The 23,201-nt window shown below is 44.3% G+C and carries 21 protein-coding genes; 6 read left to right on the top strand and 15 right to left on the bottom strand.

From position 1 onward, the window contains the following. Positions 1–161: 161 nt before the first annotated feature. The 10 genes from ribBA to APB76_RS04535 all read right to left on the bottom strand — a co-directional run bounded on the left by ribBA (position 162) and on the right by APB76_RS04535 (position 10,051). A complete protein-coding gene (gene ribBA / locus APB76_RS04580; RefSeq protein ID WP_054961981.1) occupies positions 162–1,271 on the bottom strand; it encodes a bifunctional 3,4-dihydroxy-2-butanone-4-phosphate synthase/GTP cyclohydrolase II in 1,110 nt (369 codons plus the stop codon). A gap of 59 nt (positions 1,272–1,330) precedes the next feature. Next, complete coding sequence (locus tag APB76_RS04575) at positions 1,331–1,984, bottom strand: riboflavin synthase (RefSeq protein ID WP_049842814.1); 654 nt, start codon at positions 1,982–1,984, stop codon at positions 1,331–1,333. A 2-nt stretch (positions 1,985–1,986) separates the two neighbouring features. After that, the gene (gene ribD, locus APB76_RS04570) at positions 1,987–3,093 is read right to left on the bottom strand and encodes a bifunctional diaminohydroxyphosphoribosylaminopyrimidine deaminase/5-amino-6-(5-phosphoribosylamino)uracil reductase RibD (protein WP_054961982.1); all 1,107 of its coding nucleotides are present in this window, start codon (positions 3,091–3,093) and stop codon (positions 1,987–1,989) included. A 12-nt stretch (positions 3,094–3,105) separates the two neighbouring features. After that, positions 3,106–3,555 carry a transcriptional regulator NrdR gene (gene nrdR, locus APB76_RS04565; RefSeq protein ID WP_049842816.1) on the bottom strand — a complete coding sequence of 150 codons (450 nt, stop codon included), beginning with the start codon at positions 3,553–3,555 and terminating at the stop codon, positions 3,106–3,108. Between the two features lie 104 nt (positions 3,556–3,659). Further along, positions 3,660–4,910: a glutamate-5-semialdehyde dehydrogenase gene (locus tag APB76_RS04560; protein ID WP_054961983.1), complete on the bottom strand. Its 1,251-nt coding sequence runs from the start codon at positions 4,908–4,910 to the stop codon at positions 3,660–3,662. Positions 4,911–4,921: 11 nt separating this feature from the next. Then, positions 4,922–6,055, bottom strand: a complete 1,134-nt coding sequence (proB, locus tag APB76_RS04555; RefSeq protein WP_054961984.1) for a glutamate 5-kinase — start codon at positions 6,053–6,055, stop codon at positions 4,922–4,924. A 165-nt stretch (positions 6,056–6,220) separates the two neighbouring features. Further along, the gene (crl, locus tag APB76_RS04550) at positions 6,221–6,610 is read right to left on the bottom strand and encodes a sigma factor-binding protein Crl (RefSeq protein WP_049842819.1); all 390 of its coding nucleotides are present in this window, start codon (positions 6,608–6,610) and stop codon (positions 6,221–6,223) included. 103 nt (positions 6,611–6,713) lie between these two features. After that, positions 6,714–7,961, bottom strand: a complete 1,248-nt coding sequence (gene frsA, locus APB76_RS04545; protein ID WP_049842820.1) for an esterase FrsA — start codon at positions 7,959–7,961, stop codon at positions 6,714–6,716. A 100-nt stretch (positions 7,962–8,061) separates the two neighbouring features. Next, a complete protein-coding gene (gpt, locus tag APB76_RS04540) occupies positions 8,062–8,526 on the bottom strand; it encodes a xanthine phosphoribosyltransferase (protein ID WP_049842821.1) in 465 nt (154 codons plus the stop codon). Positions 8,527–8,761: 235 nt separating this feature from the next. Further along, positions 8,762–10,051 carry an NCS2 family permease gene (locus APB76_RS04535; protein ID WP_054961985.1) on the bottom strand — a complete coding sequence of 430 codons (1,290 nt, stop codon included), beginning with the start codon at positions 10,049–10,051 and terminating at the stop codon, positions 8,762–8,764. A gap of 1,031 nt (positions 10,052–11,082) precedes the next feature. Between APB76_RS04535 and APB76_RS04530 the strand changes: the two genes are divergently transcribed. From APB76_RS04530 to APB76_RS04515, 4 genes are all read left to right on the top strand, one after another. Then, positions 11,083–12,555 (top strand): aminoacyl-histidine dipeptidase, encoded by a 1,473-nt coding sequence (locus APB76_RS04530; protein ID WP_054961986.1) that lies wholly within the window; start codon positions 11,083–11,085, stop codon positions 12,553–12,555. 543 nt (positions 12,556–13,098) lie between these two features. Next, positions 13,099–13,539: an ATP-dependent zinc protease family protein gene (locus APB76_RS04525; protein ID WP_049842824.1), complete on the top strand. Its 441-nt coding sequence runs from the start codon at positions 13,099–13,101 to the stop codon at positions 13,537–13,539. Continuing rightward, positions 13,539–14,444, top strand: a complete 906-nt coding sequence (gene rimK / locus APB76_RS04520) for a 30S ribosomal protein S6--L-glutamate ligase (RefSeq protein WP_049842825.1) — start codon at positions 13,539–13,541, stop codon at positions 14,442–14,444. Before APB76_RS04525 ends, rimK begins: the two co-directional genes overlap by 1 nt. Beyond that, positions 14,404–15,495, top strand: a complete 1,092-nt coding sequence (locus APB76_RS04515) for a succinylglutamate desuccinylase/aspartoacylase family protein (protein WP_054961987.1) — start codon at positions 14,404–14,406, stop codon at positions 15,493–15,495. The genes rimK and APB76_RS04515 overlap by 41 nt, the downstream gene beginning before the upstream one ends. A 57-nt stretch (positions 15,496–15,552) precedes the next feature. Here APB76_RS04515 and APB76_RS04510 read toward each other — a convergent pair whose 3' ends face one another. From APB76_RS04510 to APB76_RS04500, 3 genes are all read right to left on the bottom strand, one after another. Next, positions 15,553–16,917 (bottom strand): sodium-dependent transporter, encoded by a 1,365-nt coding sequence (locus tag APB76_RS04510; protein ID WP_054961988.1) that lies wholly within the window; start codon positions 16,915–16,917, stop codon positions 15,553–15,555. 251 nt (positions 16,918–17,168) lie between these two features. Beyond that, positions 17,169–17,912: a YggN family protein gene (locus APB76_RS04505; RefSeq protein WP_054962066.1), complete on the bottom strand. Its 744-nt coding sequence runs from the start codon at positions 17,910–17,912 to the stop codon at positions 17,169–17,171. A gap of 55 nt (positions 17,913–17,967) precedes the next feature. After that, the gene (locus tag APB76_RS04500; protein ID WP_049842828.1) at positions 17,968–18,444 is read right to left on the bottom strand and encodes a GreA/GreB family elongation factor; all 477 of its coding nucleotides are present in this window, start codon (positions 18,442–18,444) and stop codon (positions 17,968–17,970) included. A gap of 79 nt (positions 18,445–18,523) precedes the next feature. Here APB76_RS04500 and APB76_RS04495 point away from each other — a divergent pair, with 79 nt between their 5' ends. Further along, complete coding sequence (locus tag APB76_RS04495; RefSeq protein WP_054961989.1) at positions 18,524–20,461, top strand: RecQ family ATP-dependent DNA helicase; 1,938 nt, start codon at positions 18,524–18,526, stop codon at positions 20,459–20,461. Here the strand turns inward: APB76_RS04495 and dinB are convergent. Then, positions 20,458–21,522: a DNA polymerase IV gene (gene dinB / locus APB76_RS04490; RefSeq protein ID WP_049842934.1), complete on the bottom strand. Its 1,065-nt coding sequence runs from the start codon at positions 21,520–21,522 to the stop codon at positions 20,458–20,460. The two genes, APB76_RS04495 and dinB, sit on opposite strands and share 4 nt — an antisense overlap. Positions 21,523–21,675: 153 nt before the next feature. Here dinB and APB76_RS04485 point away from each other — a divergent pair, with 153 nt between their 5' ends. Next, complete coding sequence (locus APB76_RS04485; protein WP_054961990.1) at positions 21,676–22,890, top strand: GGDEF domain-containing response regulator; 1,215 nt, start codon at positions 21,676–21,678, stop codon at positions 22,888–22,890. A gap of 69 nt (positions 22,891–22,959) precedes the next feature. Here the strand turns inward: APB76_RS04485 and nqrM are convergent, their stop codons facing one another. Then, on the bottom strand, positions 22,960–23,193 hold the full coding sequence (gene nqrM, locus APB76_RS04480; RefSeq protein ID WP_049842831.1) for a (Na+)-NQR maturation NqrM: 234 nt from the start codon (positions 23,191–23,193) through the stop codon (positions 22,960–22,962). Positions 23,194–23,201 lie beyond the last annotated feature (8 nt).

Here is a 23,201-nt window from a genome sequence, read left to right as displayed (position 1 = left end):
GCACAAATCTGTGAGCAATATCTAATAGAAATTAGCACAAATGGGTTTGTAGAAAGTTTCCAAGCGAGAGAAGAAATTCCGCTTCCTTGCTAGGCAACGAAGCAACAGAACGAAAGCTTCAGCTAAAGTTTTGATTCAGTGAAGCTCCCTACAATAAGTCGTTATTCGCAAACGTACTCAACAACGTTCAAACCAAAACCACCCAATGCGTGGTATTTTTTATTGGTTGAAGAGAGCAAGCGCATATCGTGCACTCCAAGGTCTTGCAAGATTTGTGAGCCAACACCAACGCGGCGTGAAGTCCCTTGTTTCTTCGCCAAAGTTGGAGCTTCGCCTTTATCTTGCGCTTCAAACATCTTCACTCGGTGGATCAGGAGATCGGTTGACTCTTCATTACCAAGAATAACCAGCACCCCTCCCTCTTTACCAATACGCGCCATGGCATTGTCAAGTGTCCAACTGCGTTCGACATTGCGGTCACTGTGCAAAAGGTCGGTAAAAGTGTCTTGTAAATGCACTCTGACCAATGGCGCCTGATCAGTTAGCTCGCCTTTACACAATGCATAGTGGACTTGATTGTCTATGGTATCTCGGTAGGTCACTAACTCGAACTCACCAAATTCTGTGGGCAGTTTACATTCAGCTACACGTTCGATCGTCGTCTCGGTGTTATTTCGATACTCGATGAGATCAGCAATAGTACCAAGTTTGATGCTGTGCTTTTCTGCAAATATTTCTAGATCTGGACGACGCGCCATCGTGCCATCGTCATTGAGAATTTCAACAATCACACCAGAAGGTTCTAAGCCAGCGAGTCTTGCTAAATCACAGCCAGCTTCAGTGTGACCCGCACGAGTCAAAACACCACCTTCTTGAGCGGCCAATGGGAATATATGCCCTGGCTGAACCAAATCAGCCGCTTTTGCTTCTTTAGCAACCGCTGCTTGAACCGTTCGCGAGCGATCGGCAGCCGAAATCCCCGTTGTTACACCTTCCGCCGCTTCAATAGATACCGTAAAGTTGGTTGTATATTGCGCATTATTGTCTTGTACCATAGGTGGCAAACCAAGACGCTCACAACGCTCTTTAGTCATGGTTAAACAGATCAAACCACGACCATGTGTCGCCATAAAGTTGATCGCCTCAGGAGTCACTTGCTCGGCAGCCATAATGAGATCGCCTTCATTTTCACGATCTTCATCATCCATCAAAATGACCATTTTCCCTAAGCGGATATCTTCGATAATTTCTTGTGGCGTACTAATTGGCATCTTGGTATTCCTATTGTTATAGCTTAAGCAGATATGTTTTATCGTCGTCAGCAACTATTCTATGCAAAACCGTTCTGCTGTAAAAAGTCTAGGGTAATTCGGGACTCTGGCTGCTGTTCTTGTTGGCTGGTTAGCAGTCGCTCCATGTAACGAGCAAGTACATCAACTTCTAAATTCACTTTCCGCCCAATATGAAAATCAGCGATAGTTGTCTCTTCACCAGTATGAGGAACAATAGTCAGCTTGAAAGCATTTTTACGTAAATCGTTTACAGTCAAGCTAATACCATCAACTGTGATTGAGCCTTTCTCAGCAACATATTTAGCAATCTCAGCCGGCATCGCGATCCAAAACTCTATCGCGCGTCCAACCTGATTTCGTTCAACAACCTCTCCAACGCCATCGACATGACCAGAAACGATGTGCCCACCAAATCGAGTGGTGGGTAGCATGGCTTTCTCAAGGTTAACTTTGTCACCAGCTTGATAATCTGTAAAACCTGTTTTTTGCAACGTTTCGAGTGACAAGTCCGCGGTATAACTTGTGTCGCTGTAGTCAACTACAGTTAAGCACACACCGTTAGTGGCGATACTGTCACCGAGTTTTACATCTGACATATTCAGCTTACCGACTTCAACGGTAACGCTGATATCTTCGCCTTTTGGCGTTATCGCAGTTAGGGTACCAACTGCTTCTACAATACCTGTAAACATGATTACGATTCTTTTCTGTTTAACTTGGCAACAATGCGGATATCTCTCCCCACCTGCCGTACATCTTGAATGTCTAGATCGATGGCTTGTTCCATCGACGCCAAGCCTAGCGCGCCAAAAAGACCACGCCCATCGCTACCCATAATTTTAGGTGCGAGATAGACAATTAGCTCATCAACGAGATTGTCCTTGATTAGACTACTTGCCAGTGTTGAACCGGCTTCAACCCATAAATGATTGATATTGTGCTGCTCAGAGAGTGTTTTGAATGTCGCTTCAAGGTCGATTTGCTGATCAGCGTTAAGCTTAGGGGTAATGTCTCCACTTGGAGCGACAATAATACGCTCACCAGGGGTAGAAAATAACTTCAAAGCGGGATTAAGCTGTTGCTGTCTATCGAGAATCACTCGAGCAGGCTGGCGTATATTAGTCTTATCGTATTGAGCTCGAACCTTGTTTGGCAAATCGTCCCAGCGAACATTGAGGGATGCATTGTCTTCAATCACGGTCTTACTGGTAGATAGAATTGCACAACTTTTAGCGCGGAACATTTGTACATCATGTCGTGCTTGCGAAGAGGTTATCCACTGGCTTTGACCATTACTCAATGCCGTTTGCCCATCAAGACTCGCCGCCATTTTTAGCTGTACAAAAGGCATTCCTGTTTTCATTTTTTTAATAAAAGCGGGGTTAAGCTCCGAGGCATCTTGCTCTAGTAAACCAACCTCGACGTCGATACCCGCGTCACGCAACATCTGAATACCGCGCCCAGCCACCTTAGGGTTTGGGTCTTGCATTGCACAAATCACTTTTGCCACTTTGGCTTTAATCAAACCTTCAGCGCATGGAGGCGTGCGCCCATAGTGAGAACAAGGCTCTAAAGTCACATAAGCAGTCGCACCGATAGTTTTCTCACCAGCCATGTGCATCGCGTGAACTTCCGCATGGGCCTCACCGGCACGGTAATGAAAGCCCTCTCCGACAACCTGACCATTTTTTACGATCACGCAGCCCACATTGGGGTTCGGTGGAGTGGTATAGATGCCGCCTTTCGCAAGTTGTATCGCTCGCGACATCATTTTGAAATCTTGGGGGGTAAATGTTGCCATTGAGATTCGTTTTTAATCCTCTAACCGAGCGATCTCTTCGCCAAATTCACGAATATCTTCAAAACTACGATAGACGGAAGCAAAGCGAATATAAGCGACCTTATCGAGCTCTTTGAGCTGATCCATCACTAAATTACCAATCATCTCGCTTGGCACTTCTCGCTCACCTGTCGCTCGAAGCTGAGACTTAATTAGGCTAATAGCAACGTCTACCGCGTCTGCGCTCACTGGGCGCTTTTCTAGGGCACGCTGTAAGCCACCGACCATTTTATCTTCATCAAATGGTTCACGGTTGCCATTCGACTTGATCACCCTTGGCATCACCAACTCTGCTGTTTCAAAGGTTGTAAAACGTTCGCTACATGCCAAGCACTGGCGACGGCGACGAACTTGGTGGCCGTCAGCTACTAAACGAGAATCGATCACTTTCGTGTCATTCTCTGTACAAAAAGGACAATGCATATCACCTCCATATAAGTGACAGACAGTTTACCGGATTAAACAAAGCTAGCAAAAGTAAAAGGGGCTAGATAGCCCCTTTTTCAAACAATCACTTGCAGTTTTTGTTAACTGCGCGGCAAGTAGTTTGCTTTACCCACCCACTTGTAGCTGGTTAACTCTTCTAGTCCCATAGGACCGCGAGCATGTAATTTCTGCGTAGAAACCGCAACTTCAGCCCCAAGACCAAACTGAGCACCATCAGTAAAACGTGTCGATGCATTAACGTATACCGCAGCCGAACCAACTGAGTTAATAAACAGCTCTGAATTTTCAAGGCTGTTAGTCATGATCGCATCAGAATGGCTCGCATTGTGTACGCGCATATGGTCAATTGCTTCTTCAATACCTACCACCACTTTTACGCCGAGGGTAAAGCTAAGCCACTCGGTGTCAAAGTCACCTTCAGCAGCATCACGTAACTCTTTGGCATCGCTTAGTAGCGCCTTAGCTTTAGGCTCTGCGACCAATGCCACCTTGTCATTTAAGCGTGCAGCTAACATAGGTAAAAACTCTGCCGCTACCTTTTCATGTACCAGCAGTGTATCGAGTGCATTACATGCGGAAGGTCGCTGTACTTTCGCGTTCTCTACCACCTCTAAAGACTTGGCTAAATCAGCACTTTGATCGACAAAAATATGACTGATGCCAAAGCCACCAATAATCACAGGAATAGTACTGTTTTCCTTACACATTTTGTGCAAGCCAGCACCTCCACGCGGAATGATCATATCCACATAGTCATCAAGCCTAAGTAACTGAGAAACTAGCTCTCGATCTGGCTTTTCAATGTACTGAACCGCAGCCGCAGGTAGCTCGGCTTTCGCCAATGCAGATTGAATTACCTTCACCAGCTCCATATTTGAAAAGAAAGTCTCTTTGCCACCACGTAAGATACTCGCGTTACCCGTTTTTAAGCACAGTGCGGCAATATCGATCGTCACATTTGGACGCGCTTCGTAAATAACGCCAACCACACCTAGTGGCACACGGCGACGCGACAATGACATACCATTTTCAAGTACTTTACTATCTAGCTCGCTACCAACAGGATCATTTAGGCTAATAACATTACGGACATCATTAGCAATACCCGTTAAGCGCTCAGTATTCAACAGTAGACGGTCAAGCAGTGCTTCCGTCAGGCCCGCTTCACGGCCTTTAGCAATATCTTTCGCATTGGCTGCTAAAATGTTTTCGGCATTGGCTACGAGTTCGTCAGCGATGATAGCCAAAGCTTGGTTTTTTTGCGCTGTAGATGCTGTTGCTAGTTGGAAAGCCGCCTCTTTGGCAGCTTTGCCCATTGAAATCAATTCCACGTTTTCTTTCCTTACTCTTGGATAACAACCATATCATCACGGTGAAGCACTTCATTACCGTAGTCGTACCCTAAAATTCCAATAATATCTTTGCTGTGTTTGCCAACGATTTTTGCCATATCTTGACTTGAGTAGCTTGCAATACCGCGTGCAATCAAGGTGCCTTTATTGTCGGTGACTCGAACAACATCACCACGTGCAAACTGACCACTGACTTTAGTTAAACCTTTAGCTAACAAGCTACTACCTTTACCCATCACTGCATTAACGGCACCATCATCGATCACTATATCACCTGAAGCCGCGGGGCCGGCGAGAATCCAACGTTTCCGGTTTTCCAATGCTTCAGCACACGGTAAGAATCTTGTGCCGTGTGGCAGCTCACCGAGTGAATCAAATACCACGTTTGGCGCACTTCCAGCAGCGATAATTACTTCAATACCAGCACGACGAGCAATATCCGCAGCTTGCAGTTTAGTTGCCATGCCACCTGTCCCCAGCGTGGTGCCACTACCACCCGCAATTTTACGCAGCGTATCGTCAATGGTTTTGACTTCTTTGATTAACTCAGCGTTAGGGTCTTTACGCGGATCAGCAGTAAATAGACCTTTTTGGTCAGTTAACAGCAATAGTTTGTCCGCACTGCACAAGATACCCACCAAAGCCGATAAGTTATCGTTATCACCAACTTTAATTTCACTGGTCGCTACGGCGTCATTTTCGTTTACTACTGGGATAATATCATTGTCGACCAATGCATTAATGGTATCGCGAGCATTCAAAAATCGTTCGCGATCTTCAAGATCGGCGCGAGTTAACAACATTTGACCAATTTTCAGGCCATAAATTGCAAACAGTGATTCCCAAGTTTGAATAAGTTGGCTCTGGCCCACTGCGGCCAATAACTGCTTGCTCGCCATAGAGTTGGGCAGTGCGGGGTATCCTAGATGTTCACGCCCTGCTGCAATTGCACCAGACGAAACCATAACCACTGAGTGGCCTTGTTTTTTAAGCTCAGCACATTGACGAACCAACTCAACCATATGAGCACGATCCAATTCCAATGTACCTCCAGTTAAAACACTAGTACCTAGTTTAACCACCACTGTCTGAGACTGAGGTGCTTTTCCGCTTTTTTTAGTCATTGCCTTTCTACTATGAAAAAATAAAAATCATCACAATCAAGAATCGCTTTCATTGGCGAGAAAGATTGATTAGACCTGATGTTTTAGCAATCTACTGATAAATTCACAAGCAGAAAAGGCGCGAAAAGCGCCTTTTTGGTTAAGAAGAATGATAAGCAAAGAAATTTAGACGAATTCGACAGATTCTTCGTGCATATTAACGGAGATTTCAAACTCGTTGGCTAATGTGTCCACTAGCTTTTGATGAAACACTTCTTGAGTACGAGTGACATCTTCAACGGCTTTTTTGGGTAGTGATTTCGCTTGCCAGTCTCCTGTAGCATCGTAAAGACCAGATCGATAACGCGCTTCAAAAGCTTCACCATTTCGCTCTAACTCTAACCACCAGCCCCAAAATTCACGCTGCTCTGGTGATTTTTTGTCGTTAACGCATACGGACAAGCAATCAAATAAATACGCACCATCTTTACTTTGCGATTCGCGCAAGTAAGGTCCAATAGCTCTCAGTGTCGACAATAAGCGGTAATGGGTCGGACTTTTCGTCTGTTCAGACATAATGAATCTCCATATTCATTTACTTATTTTTATATAGAGCGACTTAGGACTAGAAAGTCTGGGTAGCTCATATAATTAAGTGTTGTCTAAATTAGTCGAAATGTCATCTAATTAGCTCCTCCTCCAACCACTTGATCGCTAAATCGAGGGATTGCTCATACCCTTGTGTAACTGTCTTAGCACTAATTTTCTTGGCTTTCCCGTAATCACTAAACAAAGCGACTAACTGGTTATCACTGTATGGCGAGACCGGATCGTGCTCTAAACTCATCGCCAAAATTGGCACACGCGTCTTGCGGCTTCCAAGAATCCCTTGCACTTTGAGCGACCAAGCCATTAATTGACCCGCTAAGCTATGGATATCTACCGCACTCTTACCAAGCCGTGAAGCCAGAACATCTAAATACATCTTGGGCATTTTCTTCAGCTTCTCTGGGGAGGAAAGTACATCGTGGATAGGTGCACCAAGCGTGACACAAGCTTTGATTTTCTCTTGTTCCATAAAAGACAAACGCACCATGGCATTACCACCAAAACGGAAGCCAATCAAACCAACACGATGGTGATCGACCCAAGGAAGGCTTTTTAGCTCATTGAGGACGGCCTGATGAAGACAAGAGGTATCTTCGGTCAGGTTCCAGTGAGTATTGTGGCCTATCGATGGCATATCAACGGTTAACATAGCGATGTTTTTCTCAGCTAAGTAATCTCTAAACAGGTTCCACAGATCGGTTTGAAGACTATCTAGACCAGCAGTAACCATAACTACAGGTTGTGGTTTCTCAGTGCTAGTTAAATGGAGGTGAGCAACAATCGTTTTGCGCTGATAAGGCACTTCGATACGTTTGACGATATATTTGGTTTTATTTGCCGCTTCTGAATAAGCGTTGCTCGCCAACACTTGTGCTTGGATGGCTAAGCTATCGTTTTTGAGATGAGGGTAGCCTGCAATGCTAAAACACAAAGATGCGTTGAACATTTCATCCGCCACAGCTTCGCCTTTTAATTCAGAAGAGCGCTTTTGATGCAGCATTCCAAGCTTTATCCACTCATAAGTCCAGTTACCACTGTGGTAACCCATCACGGTATCAAGCCACTCCTCATGTGTTCGAGAATGCTTTGAGGCCGCAATTTTTGCGAGGACTGACTCAATCTCGATAGGGTCAAGACCTTGCCATGCCCACTGAAGGCGGCGTAAGTTTCGATACCACTTAAAACCATCCGCTTTTTGCTTTTCCTCTAAGAAGGTTTCGCTTGTTGGCATGTATTGCGTGAGTGCAGAAGTTTCTTTCGCTTGCTTATGATTAGCAAACAGAGACTCCGAGAGGTTCTTACTGACTTCCTCAGGCATGTATTCTGACCTAAATAGTTGCGTTTATTAAATAGTAATAAAAAAAATGACCCAATAAAGGGTCATTTATCAAGAAACTGTCGCTATATTGTTCAATCAGTTATTTTTGCTTGCGATTAATCGGCTCAATGTACTGAATCGACATATCCCATGGCTGTTCAATCCAAGTATCTTGAGCAATATCGACAACGTAATCATCAAGCAGCTCAACACCAGCAGGCTTCGCACATACAGCAATCAATTTTGCTTTCGGATACATTTCACGCAGTTGGCGCGCGGTGTCACCACTATCTACTAGGTCTTCTACAATTAGGAAGCCTTCACCATCACCTTCTGGTGCTTTTACAACCGTCATATCACGTTGGTGGTCGTGGTCGTAGCTAGAAATACAAATGGTATCAACATGACGAATACCCAGCTCACGAGCCAAGATCGCTCCAGGGACAAGACCGCCACGGCTTACCGCCCAAATGCCTTTCCATTGCTCCGCTGGCATCTGTTTTTCCGCCAATTCACGACAAAGTGTGTGCATTTGGTCCCAAGTGATAATGAATTTTTTACTCATTGTAATAACCTAATAGTTTTAAAATCTGCATCCCCTCAACACGTCAATGAAACTTGGACGATTGCAACAGGCAAGTCTGGGGAAAAGCTACGCAAACGTTTATTTTAACGCAGGCGCTATACAATACCAATGGGGAATTTATCCCAATAACAAAAATAATCGCCATAACAGATGTGCTGTTATGGCGAAAATAGCGAACTGACAACAGTTAGCGAACGAAACCGCTAGCTGTCAATTAGGCGACTAGATACTTAATGATGAAGACTGCTGACAGCACCCATACACTGATCGACACTTCACGACCGCGGCCACTCAGTAACTTGATTGCCGCGTAAGAGATAAAGCCAAGTGCGATACCTTCTGCGATTGAGTATGTCAGAGGCATTAGTAGACAGGTGACTACAACAGGTGCCGCTTCTGTCAGGTCGCGCCAGTCTACACTGACTAAACCAGACATCATTAGAATTGCCACGTAGAAAAGGGCGCCCGCAGTAGCGTACGCTGGAATCATGCCGGCTAATGGCGAGAAGAATAGCGCCAGCAGAAAAAGAACGCCAACTACAACGGCAGTCAGGCCAGTACGACCACCGGCTGCAACACCTGCCGTCGACTCGACGTAAGAAGTCGTGCTAGATGTACCAATCATGGCACCTACAGATGTTGCGGTTGAATCAGCAAGTAGCGCTTTGCTTAAGCGCGGAAGCTTGCCATCTTCTTTAATAAGATTCGCTTTTGTCGCCACACCGACTAACGTCCCCGCAGTATCGAATAAATCGACAAACAAGAAAGCAAACACAACCGAGATCATACCCACTTCAAATACATCGACAATATTCATTTGCATAAAGGTTGGCGCAACACTTGGTGGCGTTGACATAATACCGCCCCACTGAACATCACCTAGAATCAAACCGAGCGCTGTAATAATCAGAATCGCTATCATCACTGCGCCGCGTACACCGCGGTAAACCAAACCTATAGTTAGGAAAAAGCCTAGCGCCGCTAGTGCTGGCTGCAAACCGGTAATGTGGCCAAGGCCGACTAAGGTTGCAGGGTTATCAACAACAATACCTGAGTTTTGTAGGCCAATGAACGCAAGGAAAAGGCCAATACCAGCAGAGATTCCCGTACGCAGTGACATAGGAATCGAGTTGATGATCCATTCACGTACCTTGAAAATACTCAAAGCCATAAAAATGATACCCGAGACAAATACAGCACCCAAAGCCACCTGCCAAGAATGCCCCATACCTAGGACAACCCCATAGGTAAAGAAGGCGTTAAGTCCCATACCTGGCGCCAGTGCAATTGGGTAGTTGGCAACAAAGCCCATAATAAAACAGCCGATTGCTGCTGCAAGACAAGTGGCAACAAATACAGCGCCTTTATCCATACCGGCGTCGGCAAGCATCGCAGGGTTGACAAAGATGATGTAAGCCATCGTCAAAAAGGTAGTAATACCTGCAATGACCTCAGTTTTGACGTTTGTGCCGTTCTCACTGAGTTTGAACAGTTTTTCGAACATGATCGAATCCTAAAGGGTAAAAAGTAAACGGTTGCGTAATCGATTGGCTCGAATTATAAAGTCATCAAATAGTAAATTCCAGATAGAATTACGACTCTAATCTATATTTCTGGTAATCATAGCCTCTTTCAAACACCAACAATGGTGGGTGATAACTAAAAAAACCTTATATTTCATAGATAAAAATCATTTATTCCTTAAATTTCAAAAAGGTGTTTTTTTATACCATGTTATAAACTTTCAACGACATTTAGGATATTTATGCGGGATGCGATATGTGTTTATGCGAATAAAGCAGAGAGATATGAGTTAGCGGTGGGAAACTACAGAGTTTGTGGGCAAATTGTGAGCGCACCTTTACTTAGATAAAAAAACGCCACTCAATTTGAGTGGCGGTTGAATCATGTCAGCTATACAGAGCTGTAAAAAAATTCCAATAATAGGGGTGAACATACTGTTCGAGAATCACAAGCTTGAGGTTAGTAACCAAAGCTTGTTGGGTAAGTAAAGCTGCCTGTGTAAACAGAGTTGTTTAGCCAGAATGCTGCACTTGGTAAACCTTTCATAACTATCACCTTCTAAATCAATTAAAACGGATTACAAATATTGATTTCTCGGTTCCTTGGAGGCGACAAATCGGACTCATCCTTTGAGCATTTTCTCTTCGCTTTGGAAGTTGGTTATAAATATACCTCAAAGAAATTAAATTACAAGCACAAAAGTGATTAAAGTCACAAATAATTTATAAACTGATTTAGATCAATTAAATTCTGTAATTAAATTACAGATATATCAATTTATTGTTTAAGTTTAATACAAAGGCGAGCAATCTTGTTGCACAAGCATCGTCAAACGAAATCTACAATTTGTGATTACACCGAAACATTTGCTTTCCGCTTTTACTACACCCTTTAATCAGGGAGTGCTATTCTGTGCTCCTCTACCCAATAAGTCAGATTTAGGTTTTTGTGCCAGATGAATAGCATAAACCAAACACATAATCTGGCATTATTCTTTTTAAGGAGTCATCCGTGTCTGAATTCCATTCTGAAATCAGCAGCTTATCACCTGCTCCACTTTGGCAGTTTTTCGATAAGATCTGTTCTATTCCTCACCCTTCAAAACACGAAGAAGCCCTAGCACAATACATCGTTGATTGGGCTAAAGAGCAAGGCTTAGACGTGCGCCGTGATCCTACAGGCAACGTTTTCATTAAGAAGCCAGCTACGCCGGGCATGGAAAACAAGAAGGGTGTCGTACTGCAAGCACACATCGATATGGTGCCACAGAAGAATGAAGATACAGATCATGACTTCACAAAAGATCCGATTCAACCATACATTGATGGTGAGTGGGTAACAGCGAAAGGAACCACGCTAGGCGCTGACAATGGTATGGGCATGGCATCTTGTCTTGCGGTACTGGCTTCAACAGAAATCAAGCATGGTCCAATTGAAGTACTGCTAACGATAGACGAAGAAGCAGGCATGACCGGTGCGTTCGGCCTTGAAGCGGGTTGGCTAGAAGGTGATATTCTTCTTAATACCGACTCAGAGCAAGAAGGTGAAGTCTACATGGGCTGTGCTGGCGGTATTGATGGTGAAATGACTTTCGATATCAAACGCGAAGCGCTTCCAGCAGGCTTTACAACTCGCCAGCTGATCCTAAAAGGTCTAAAAGGTGGCCACTCAGGCTGTGACATTCATACTGGTCGTGGCAATGCCAACAAACTACTTGCTCGATTCCTAGCGGGTCACGCGCAAGAGCTAGATCTTCGCCTTGTCGAGTTCCGAGGTGGTAGCCTACGTAACGCGATTCCTCGTGAAGCGTTCGTTACCGTAGCAGTACCAGCGGAAAATGAAGCTAAACTGGCAGAGTTATTCGAGTTCTACACTAACCTACTTCGTACTGAGCTAGGTAAAGTGGAAACAGACATCGTTTCGTTCAATCAAACGATCGACACAGATTCACAAGTTTTAGCTATTGCAGACCAGCAACGTTTTATCGCGGCATTAAATGCTTGCCCCAACGGCGTGATTCGCATGAGTGATGAAATTGAAGGCGTGGTTGAAACGTCTCTAAACGTTGGTGTCGTGACTACTGAAGTAAACCAAATCCAAGTCTTGTGCTTAGTTCGCTCTCTGATTGATTCTGGCCGTCAACAAGTAGAAGGCATGCTGACTTCTGTCGCTGAACTGGCTGGCGCTCAAATTGAGTTCTCAGGTGCTTACCCAGGTTGGAAACCAGACGCAGACTCAGAGATCATGGCTATCTTCCGTGACATGTACGAAGGCATCTACGGTCACAAGCCAAACATCATGGTTATTCACGCTGGTCTTGAGTGTGGCCTGTTCAAAGAACCTTATCCAAACATGGATATGGTGTCATTTGGCCCAACCATCAAATTCCCACACTCACCAGATGAGAAAGTGAAGATTGATACGGTTGCCCTATTCTGGGATCAAATGGTTGCCCTATTAGAAGCGATTCCTGAAAAAGCGTAATTCTCATTACTAAATCTAATCCTAAAAGCCAGCTTACATTAGCTGGCTTTTTTTATTGCCCCCTAATTCCTATCCATAAATATTTTTTGTCGTCACGGTGATTTCTTTTCGTTAGTCAGTGGGAATCATGGTTGCTAGAGTCGCCCTCGTTGAAGCACCTAAGGGTAAATTCTCTGCCCTCTTCAGGCACTACACTCGGCATAAAACGACCGTGTTAAGTTGGGGATGCTCACTTCAATCGAGCATCTTAATTACTCTCTAGGGTCTGTTGATCTTTCGAGCTGATTTTTGCAGCTGTTTGTGGAAAATTTATACAAGGCAGAGGCTTTGAAGTGTAGCTAGCCTACATGAAAAGCCGATAACGCAGTAGAAATGAACCACAAACGCTGCCCGAAGGGTTCGGCTAAAATCGTTTTATGCTTTGTTAAGGGGTATTTACTTAGAATGACTAAGCTACACACCCCTTGCCGCGCCTAAAACGATTTTATCTCGAACAAAATTTAACCGCGAAAGACCAACAGACCCAAACTTATTATTACTGCGATGAAAGAAAAACTACTTGTTGGTTGGCGAGAGACCCTCAGCCTACCGAGCCTTGGTATTGATAAAATTAATGCAAAAATCGATACCGGAGCCAAAACCTCGTGTTTACACGCATTCAAAGTAGAGAGCTTTAACAAGGACGAAGCTCAATGGGTTCGCTTCTGGATCCACCCAATTCAGCATAATACGGACATAGAAATTATGTGTGAGTCTGAAGTCATTGATGAGCGTATTGTTCGCGACTCAGGTGGCCATGAAGAATCGCGTTATGTGATCAGCTCTAGTTTGAGCATCGGTGGCGAAACTTGGCCAATTGAAATTACCTTAACTAATCGCGAAAACATGACTTTTCGTATGTTGTTAGGCCGTACAGCCATGCACAACCGCATCGTTGTCGACCCTGTTGAATCGTTTTTAGTCCCTTTCGAGGAAAGCAAATAATGAAAATTGGTATTTTATCTCGTAACGCTAGCTTGTACTCAACCAAGCGTTTGATTGAAGCGGCAAAAAACCGTGGTCATGAGGTAAAAGTCATCGATGCACTTCGTTGCTACATGAACATCAACTCAGACAAACCTGAAATTCACTTTAAAGGTGAAGAACTGTCTGGTTTCGATGCCATCATTCCTCGCATTGGCGCTTCTGTCACTTTCTATGGCACAGCGGTACTGCGTCAATTTGAAATGATGGGCGTTTACCCAGTTAACGAGTCGGTAGCCATCACTCGCTCTCGCGATAAGTTACGCTCCATGCAACTGCTATCTCGCAAGGGTATCGGCATGCCAATCACTGGCTTTGCCAGTAAACCTGATGACGTGAAAGACCTGCTTGAAATGGTTGGCGGTGCGCCAGTTGTTATTAAGTTACTAGAAGGGACCCAAGGTATCGGCGTGGTACTGGCTGAAACTCGTAAGGCCGCAGAAAGTGTTGTTGAAGCCTTTATGGGCCTGAAAGCCAATATCATGGTTCAGGAATACATTAAAGAAGCGGGAGGTGCTGATATTCGTTGCTTTGTGATTGGCGACAAAGTGATCGCTGCGATGAAGCGTCAAGGTGCAGAAGGCGAGTTTCGCTCTAACCTCCACCGTGGTGGCAGCGCATCGTTAATTAAGATTACTCCAGAAGAGCGACGCACTGCGGTCGCGGCTGCGAAAATAATGGGTCTAAATGTGGCCGGGGTTGATCTACTAAGATCAGAACGCGGTCCATTAGTCATGGAAGTAAACTCATCTCCAGGTCTTGAAGGTATTGAGGCCGCAACTGGTAAAGACATTGCTGGAATGATTGTCGAATTTATTGAGAAAAATGCGGCAAGCAAAAGGACTAAAACTCGTGGCAAAGGCTAAAAAGAATAGCGCATTCGAATTTCTCGGCGAGTCTATCCCGCCGGGAGAGCGTATGGTGATTGAGTTAGAAGCGGCAAAGCTTTACACCCATTCACCCTTATCGATCCCGGTCGAGATCATAAACGGAAAACAAGCTGGGCCCGTTCTTATGGTCAACGCAGCAATTCATGGTGATGAGCTTAACGGCGTTGAGATTGTTAGACAGTTAATCAACACTCTTGATGCTAACAAGCTCAAAGGCACCTTCATTGCTGTATCCATTGTTAACGTATTCGGCTTTATTCATAAATCGCGTTATCTGCCAGATAGACGAGACTTGAACCGCTGCTTCCCAGGTAGTGAAAAAGGATCGCTTGCTTCACGCATGGCAAACACCTTTTTCTCTCAGGTCGCTAAGCGCTGTGACTACATTTTGGATTTACACACAGGTGCAATTCACCGCACCAACCTGCCACAGATTCGCGCAGATTTAAGTAATCCAGGAACACTTCGTATTGCTCAGGCGTTCGCTACGCCAGTGATCGTTGATGCTCCACTACGAGACGGCTCTCTGCGTAGCGAGGCTGAACGCCTGGGCATTCCGGTTTTAACCTATGAAGCGGGAGAAGCGCTAAGGTTTGAGCCTATTTGTATCAGTGCGGGCTTCATCGGGGTTCAGCGTGTCATGCAGGCAATTGGTATGCTGCGTTCAAGTCGCAAAAAGTTGCCAACACCGATGATCGCTAAGTCCACCAGCTGGTTGCGCGCGGAAAGTGACGGCATTCTTCGAACTGTGGTGACGTTAGGCGAAAAAGTAGAAAAAGGTCAGGTGCTGGCTTACATCAGTGCGCCGTTAGGCCACAGTGAGATAGAACTCACCGCTCGCAAAGGCGGGATTGTTATCGGTCAGCAAACTTTACCTTTGGTTAACGAAGGTGACGCCATCTTCCATTTGGCTTACTTTGAACAAGACGATCAAGAAGTTGAGCAGGTGGTTGAAGAGTTTATCGAAGAAGTGATCGATGCTGATTTGGAGCCCTTAACCACAGGTCAGATCAACTCTCCGTCTTAGTCTGGGTATTGAGTAAAAAAATAGCCCGCATTTTTGCGGGCTATCTTATTTATTCGTTTATCCAAAAGAGGCCCAAATCACTGTGGCGACTAAGATAGGACATACGAACTTCACGTAGGCAGGCCACAGTTTGCCAAACCAGCCTTGAGTAAATTCGGGACAGCCTTGCTCTAGCTCTTTAATCTTAGAGTGACGATTCCATACCCAACCGCCAAATAGGCAGAATAACAGTGCTGCTGCTGGCTGAAGGTATTGGGTTGCTACCATCGCCACCAAACCAAACATAGCCGTAAAGTTGTAGACAATCACCACACTGAACAGTGCAATAAAACTACCTAGCACCCAGCTTGTTGGTATTCTCTTGGTATTAAAGCGCTCACTCACTAAAGCAACCGGACACTCCAGCATAGAGATAGATGATGTTAGTGCGGCAATGGTTAGTAGTAAAAAGAATACAATCGCGAACAACTGGCCGAGCAAGCCTAAGCTATCGAACATTAGCGGTAATACAGTAAACACTAGGGTATCTGAGCTAAGCAGTGAGCCATCCTCCGCGTAAATCTGTACCCCTTTTTGCATCGCGACAAACATAGCAGGCATAACAACAAGGCCTGCAATAAAGGCGACTGCGGTATCCACTAAGGTGACGTTCATTGCCATCTTAGGCAGATTCTCTTTTTTGCTTAGATAAGAACCATAGATCAGCATCGAACAACCACCGATAGTTAGCGAGAAGAAGCCCTGCCCCATCGCCGCTAAGATCAGTTTACGATCCATCACTTTTTCAAAATCTGGAATCAAGTAGTGCTTCAAGCCTTCCATCGCACCATTTTGCGTCATGATGTAGATGAATAGCAGAGCAAACAAGACAAATAGCGCTGGCATCAATCGAGTAGACCACTTTTCAATCCCCTGTTTAACGCCACCTTGAACAATAAGCACAGTGAGAATGTAAAAAGTAATCGTACCGAACAGATTACGCTCGACACTAAAGCCTTTAAACCAAGCAGTCGCGGCTTCCATACCTAAAACATCGGTAATGGCACCAAGCAAAAAGCAAATCAACCAACCGCCGACGATACTGTAGAAAGCAAGCACGGCACTTGGCACAGTCAAGCCAATCCAACCAACGGCGGCACCGACTCTTTTTCCTGCCGGATTAGCCGTTAAAGATCGCATACTATCAACAGGGTTAGCCTGACCATGACGACCTATCGCCATTTCAACGACCAACATAGGAAAAGCGACCACTAGGATCATCACCAAATAAACAAGCAGGAAGGCACCACCACCGTTGCTTGCCGCTTGAGTAGGGAAACCCCATATATTGCCTAAGCCAACCGCAGCGCCTGCTGCGGCAAGAATAAACCCGAGACGAGAACCAAAGTGTTCGCGAGATTGAGAATTGTCTACTTGTGCCATACCATTTAAATTGCACCAATGAACTAGTTAGCTAGTACATTAATACAAAACACCATCATTGACAATAAAAATGGTTTATAGAGGAATGAAAATGATTAATTAGCAGCCTGTTTAACTTGAAAATTCAGGTTTACAGGTCAGTTTCACTGAATGGAGACTAATCTTAGTTTGATTTCTATCACTTTGTTTCGCTTCATAGAGAGCGACATAGCCGCTCTTTTCTATGATCGAATTCCTTGAGCAATCATTACCTAGATAGTGAAAATCTGATAATCCTTGAGCTGAGGGATTTTCTTATGCAGTTGCTGCTCTTGTTCCGCCATTTGTTCAAGAGAATCACAGAATTCTTCACTCTGCTGCTCAACCTCAACTGCGTGTTGCTTTAATCGCTCCGCAATACGCTCTTTTAGCTCACTCATTGAGTTCGCCATTTCAGTTAAGTTTAAGCCACCCTCAGCTTTCATCTTTTCAGACATCGCATTGAATGCGCTAGTAATAAACTCTTCGTTGAACAGTGCTTTCGCTTTTTCGAAATCTTCAGCCCATGTTTCACTCAGTGAACCAAAGCTATTTGCTGGCAGCACAAGATCGCCATTGTTGTAGTAGCGCGCTTCAATATCAGCATAGAATTGCGTCATTGATTGTTTAACGCTATCGAACGCTTCTGGCGCATCAAAACTTACCGCCACATCATCGATAATGTCATTAGCAAGGGCTAAACCATCCTGAGCAATCTTTTTTGCACGCGGCAAATAATCATTCAAGCTTTCACGATATTGCGCAATTGCTTGTTGCTGGTCACCATCAAGCTCAATTTTCTCACCATGAATCAATAAGTTGTTACCAGCGTCGAAAACTGCTCTCTCACCACTGTTTTGTAAAATTTCCAAGCGTTCACCATTGAGATGAATCTCATTCTTTAAATCCACTTTACATTGTGCCGCGTAAACGTGGCTTGAAAGCAACAGAGGTAAAACAAATAATACCTTTTTCATTGTCATCCCACTCAATTCATTGACTGTTAGCATAGCAAAGTTGTTTTTTAGTTTGTCAGCTAATGGTTTCTATCTCGTAGCTATGTTCGATTTCACCAATTTTATAGCTGACTTCATCACTGACACACTTAGACTTTAAAGCCTGACCAAGTGGGGATTCAAACGTAACCAGCACGACAACATGCTCTTTAGCTGCCACCTTTAGTCCACCAGCACACGGCGATAAAAAGAACCAATGGCGATGGTCATCAAGGTCGAGCAATGAAACTAAGCAACCCAGTCCAACGACTTGTGGCTCATGCGGCAACACTAAATTGTTCATGATCTGAATTTCTTGCTCACACTCTTGAACGCGTATCGCTTGCCCATGTGCCAAATACGAAGCTTCGAGCGCCAACGTGTCATACTTGTGTTCAGGAACCGTCTCTTCATCGGTCGCAGACTCGATCGCCCTTTGCGCAGAACTGACTGCAATGTCTAATTTACTCTGCAATTGGGAGAGAATTAATTGCCACAGCTCCAGTTTATTCATACTAATATCATATTCCTTTGTTGTAATTACCTTTAGAATACCCGTGACTACAGCAGAAGAGAATAGCGGGAATGGCCTTATGAACACGTCCACTCATCAACCCATAGTGGAACAAACACTTGGGCAAACTTTTGGATTTAATCACCTAAGGTTAGGTCAGCAACAAGCAATTGAAACGATTCTTGAAGGTCGTTCTTGCGCCGCTATTTTTCCAACCGGGTCAGGTAAGTCTTTGTGCTATCAGCTACCCGCAATCCTTTTGCCACACCTGACTTTGGTGGTCTCTCCTCTTCTCGCGTTGATGAAAGATCAGCTCGCTTTTTTACACAGCAAAAACATCGCTGCCGCTTCGATAGATTCAAGCCAAACTCGCGAAGAAACTCAGCAAGTAATGGAGCGAGTCCGGTGTGGTGAAGTCAAAATACTGATGATCTCAGTAGAAAGATTAAAAAACGAACGTTTCCGCCAATTCATATCGCAAGTTCCTATGTCTCTACTGGTTGTTGATGAGGCACACTGTATCTCAGAATGGGGGCACAACTTTCGCCCCGATTACTTAAAACTTCCTCAATATCTTAAAGAGTTCAATATCCCGCAAGCTCTACTACTCACAGCGACAGCCACTCAAGCCGTTATCAAAGACATGAGTGAGAAGTTTTCCATCGCTAGCGAAGACCTTGTTGTCACAGGTTTCTATCGTTCCAACCTAGATATAAGCGTTATTCCGTGTGAAGAAGACAACAAAGCCGACGGATTACTAGACCTTCTTCGTCCCACTCCGACAGCTCCCACAGTTGTCTATGTGACTCTCCAACAAACAGCCGAGTCTGTGGCTAAAGTTCTGCGCAAAGGGGGGATCAATGCGCAAGCTTACCATGCAGGTATGAAGCCTAATATTCGTGAATCCATCCAAGATCAGTTTATGCATGGAGAAATTGACTGCATTGTCGCTACCATTGCATTCGGCATGGGCGTCGATAAATCAGATATTCGCCGTGTCGTCCACTTTGACCTGCCAAAATCTATCGAGAACTATGCTCAAGAAATTGGTCGAGCTGGTCGAGATGGCAAGCAGTCTCAGTGTATTTTGCTCGCCAATCAAAACGGCCTCAGCACGTTAGAAAACTTTGTCTATGGCGATACTCCTGAATTAGGCGATATTCACTCTGTACTCGAACAAGCACTAAACAATAGTCCACAGTGGGAAGTGGTACTTTCAAGATTGTCTGCGGAAACCAATATTCGTCAACTGCCATTAAAAACGCTGTTGGTTTATATGGAGATGGCTGGTGTTATACAAGCCAAGTTCAGTTACTTTGCCGATTATCGATTCAAATTTATCAAAGACAAGCAATTTATCATCAATCAGTTTGATCCAGCTCGTCAGCAATTTGTATCCGCTCTGTTTGATTGCTCAAGCCAAGCCAAAGTGTGGTGTCAGGTCGATTTCGACTCATTGTTGAATCATTTCCAAGGTGAACGTCAAAGAGCCGTTGCTGCTCTCGATTATTTTAATGAAAAAGGCTGGATTGAGCTTGAAAGCAAACTCATGACAGAGGTGTATAAAGTGATTACACCGACGCAGAACATTGCGGAGTTATCTCAAAGCTTGTGGTCATTGTTTAAAGAAAAAGAAAATAGCGATGTGAAACGGATTCACAACCTGCTTAGTTACTTTCAGTCAGAGCAATGCTTAAGTTCTGAACTAGCACGCTATTTCGCTGACTATAACGCACCATCTCGATGTGGTCACTGTAGTGTTTGCCGTGGCGATAAAGCGATTCTTCCTCAACCAAACGTAGAGCTGCACAACAACGAGCAACTTTCTAACTGGTTAAATGAACTCAATCATAAAGCAGGAGAAAACCTCTCACTACATCTGCAAGCTAAATTCTTGTGCGGCATCGCTACACCTAAATTTACTAAGATCAAAGCGCGTTCTTTATCTGGATTTGCACAGCTAGAGTCGACCCCATTTGCCCAAGTACTAGAGCAAATTGATCATTTAGGCAATTAAAAGAAGCTGAGTTGTTTCGCCTGTTCTTCCGGTTTAAGCATAACATTTAACCCCAACAGCCGGATCTCTCTGCCCTGTTGGCGCTTCAAAATATCACTCAATAACTGCTTAAAATATTCCAGTTCAAGGTACGGGTGAATATGTTCAATCGTGGTTAACTGGAAATCAGCGAATTTGAGTTTGATTCCTTGCTTGATGATTGCCTTATCAGGAGAGACCTTTTGCAATCGTTTTTCCAGTTCAGGAAAGAGCTTTTCTTCTATTACTTGCCAACACTCCTGAAAAGAAGAAATGTTTTGGCTAAAGGTTCTCTCTACACCGACTGATTTTCGCTCTCGTTCAATCACCACCTCACGATTATCCACTCCATGGCTCTTATTCCATAAAGAAGCTCCTAAACGACCGAACTTCAGCAACAGCTCGCGGTAATTACTGTTCTTAATATCCTCACAGGTAAAAAAACCAGACTGGTGCAATTTCTCTAGACTGACTCTCCCTACTCCCGGTATTTTTTCTAAGGGCAGTTTATCGACAACCTGTTGGACCTTATCTGGTGGGATCACATATTGGCCATTAGGTTTGTTCATATCAGAAGCAACCTTAGCCAAAAACTTAACCGGAGCAATTCCAGCCGATGCCGTCAGTGAGAGCTCATTGTAAATATCTCTTCTGATCGCTTCAGCAATCAAAGTCGCCGACCCCTGACACTGGGTACTGTTTGTCACATCTAAATATGCTTCATCCCAAGACAAAGGCTCAATGAGTGAAGTATAGCGAGAGAAAATGTCGCGAATTTGCTTGGAGACTTGTTTATAAACTTGCATTCGACCAGGAACCACTAATAACTGAGGGCATAGCTGCAACGCTCGCGCCGTCGGCATCGCGCTACGAATACCAAACTTCCTTGCCTCATAGTTGCAAGTACTAAGCACACCACGTTGTTTTTCATGCCCACCTACGGCAAGTGGTCGCCCACGATAGGATGGGTTATCCCTCATTTCGACCGCTGCATAAAAGCAGTCCATATCGACATGGATGATTTTTCTCACTTTTTCGCTCATCACCACCGATAAAAACCTACAAATAACTGTATATAGATACAGTTTAATTTATATAATGAAGTTCTCATAGAGAAAATTGTCGCTAAATTATCCGCGCAAGCTCGAAAGATAGGTTTATTATTAAAGCTATAGCGACGATTAAGAGGCAGGACTTTGAACAATAAAGTACTGGTTGTAGAAGATAGCCGTGCGTACCAAAACTACCTGACGCAGCAGTTAACAGCTATCGGTTGTCAGGTTTATAGTGCCGAGACCCTAGCTGAAGCAAAGCACATCCTAGAGCAACACCGCGAGTTTCGATTTGCCGTTTTAGACTATACCTTGCCTGATGCTCAGAATGGAGAAGTCATCGATTTCGTTCTTGAACATAAACAAAAAGCCATCGTCCTTACGGCGACCTTTAATGAAGATGTAAGAGAGCGTTTTCTCGCCAAAGGCGTTGTAGATTATCTGCTTAAAAATAGTATGGCCTCGGTCGCTTATCTTATTCCTCTCGCTAAACGACTACTAAACAACGATAAACATCACGCCCTTGTCGTTGATGACTCGGCCACCGTTCGCAGACATGTCACCCAACTATTGGAGCATCAATATATAAAAACAACTCAAGCAGAAAATGGTCAAATTGCAATTGAGAAACTAAACCAAGATCCATCGATTACTTTTGTCATTACCGATCATGATATGCCTGAAAAAGATGGCATTACAATGATTCAAGAGATACGCCAGACGTATGACAAGAATGCTCTGGGTATCATTGGCCTATCTGGCAGTGACTCTAAAACCTTAACGGCTCAGTTTCTTAAGGCAGGAGCCAATGATTTTTTAACTAAGCCTTTCAACCAAGAAGAGTTCTACTGTCGAGTCCATCAATTGCTAAATATGAAAGAAGCGACAGAAGAGCTGTATAAACTCGCCAATCAAGACGCTCTAACCGGGCTTTGGAATCGTCGATTTTTGTTCGGCCAAGCCTGTGCTTCTTGTACTAATCGCAACATCGCTATGATTGATATCGACCATTTCAAAGCAGTCAATGACACTTATGGTCATGATGGCGGTGATGCAGCGTTAAAAGTAATCGCCAACATTTTGAAGATCTACTTTCCAGATGAAGTCGTCGCGAGATTTGGCGGTGAAGAATTCTGTATTCAGTCTAACATCCCATTTGATGATTTTATTACTCGCATCGAAAATGTCCGAGTGAGAATCGAGAAAACGATGATCAAACACAATTCAAATACCATTCAAGTAACGGTAAGTGTTGGAGTTTGTAACAGCAATGCAAGTTTAGATGAGCAAATTAAAATCGCTGACGATCGACTCTATACAGCTAGAGAGGCTGGCAGAAACCGCACTATTTACAGTTAATGTGCTTCACTCTTTGAATACAAAAACACCGACATAATGTCGGTGCTTTACTCCGATTAAGACGTAGCGTTAAGCGATACGATCTTTCTCCCAAGCGGCAAGTTTCTCAGCACGAATAGCCTCACGTGCTTCGCGCTTCTTACGCGCATCACAAGGTTCAGGACAATTGCAGACTTTGTCGATGCCCACTGCACCTAGACCGCCACAGCTACCTTTTACTACTTTTTTCTGGATGATATAGCCGATTGACATAGCGGCAATCACAGCCATAAACACACCAAAGGTAATTATAAATGTACTCATAATGACAT

It is taken from the genome of Vibrio bivalvicida (assembly GCF_001399455.2).
GTDB lineage: Bacteria > Pseudomonadota > Gammaproteobacteria > Enterobacterales > Vibrionaceae > Vibrio > Vibrio bivalvicida.
The sequence above is the reverse complement of the archived record's forward strand: the minus strand, read 5'-3'. Positions and strand labels throughout refer to the sequence as shown.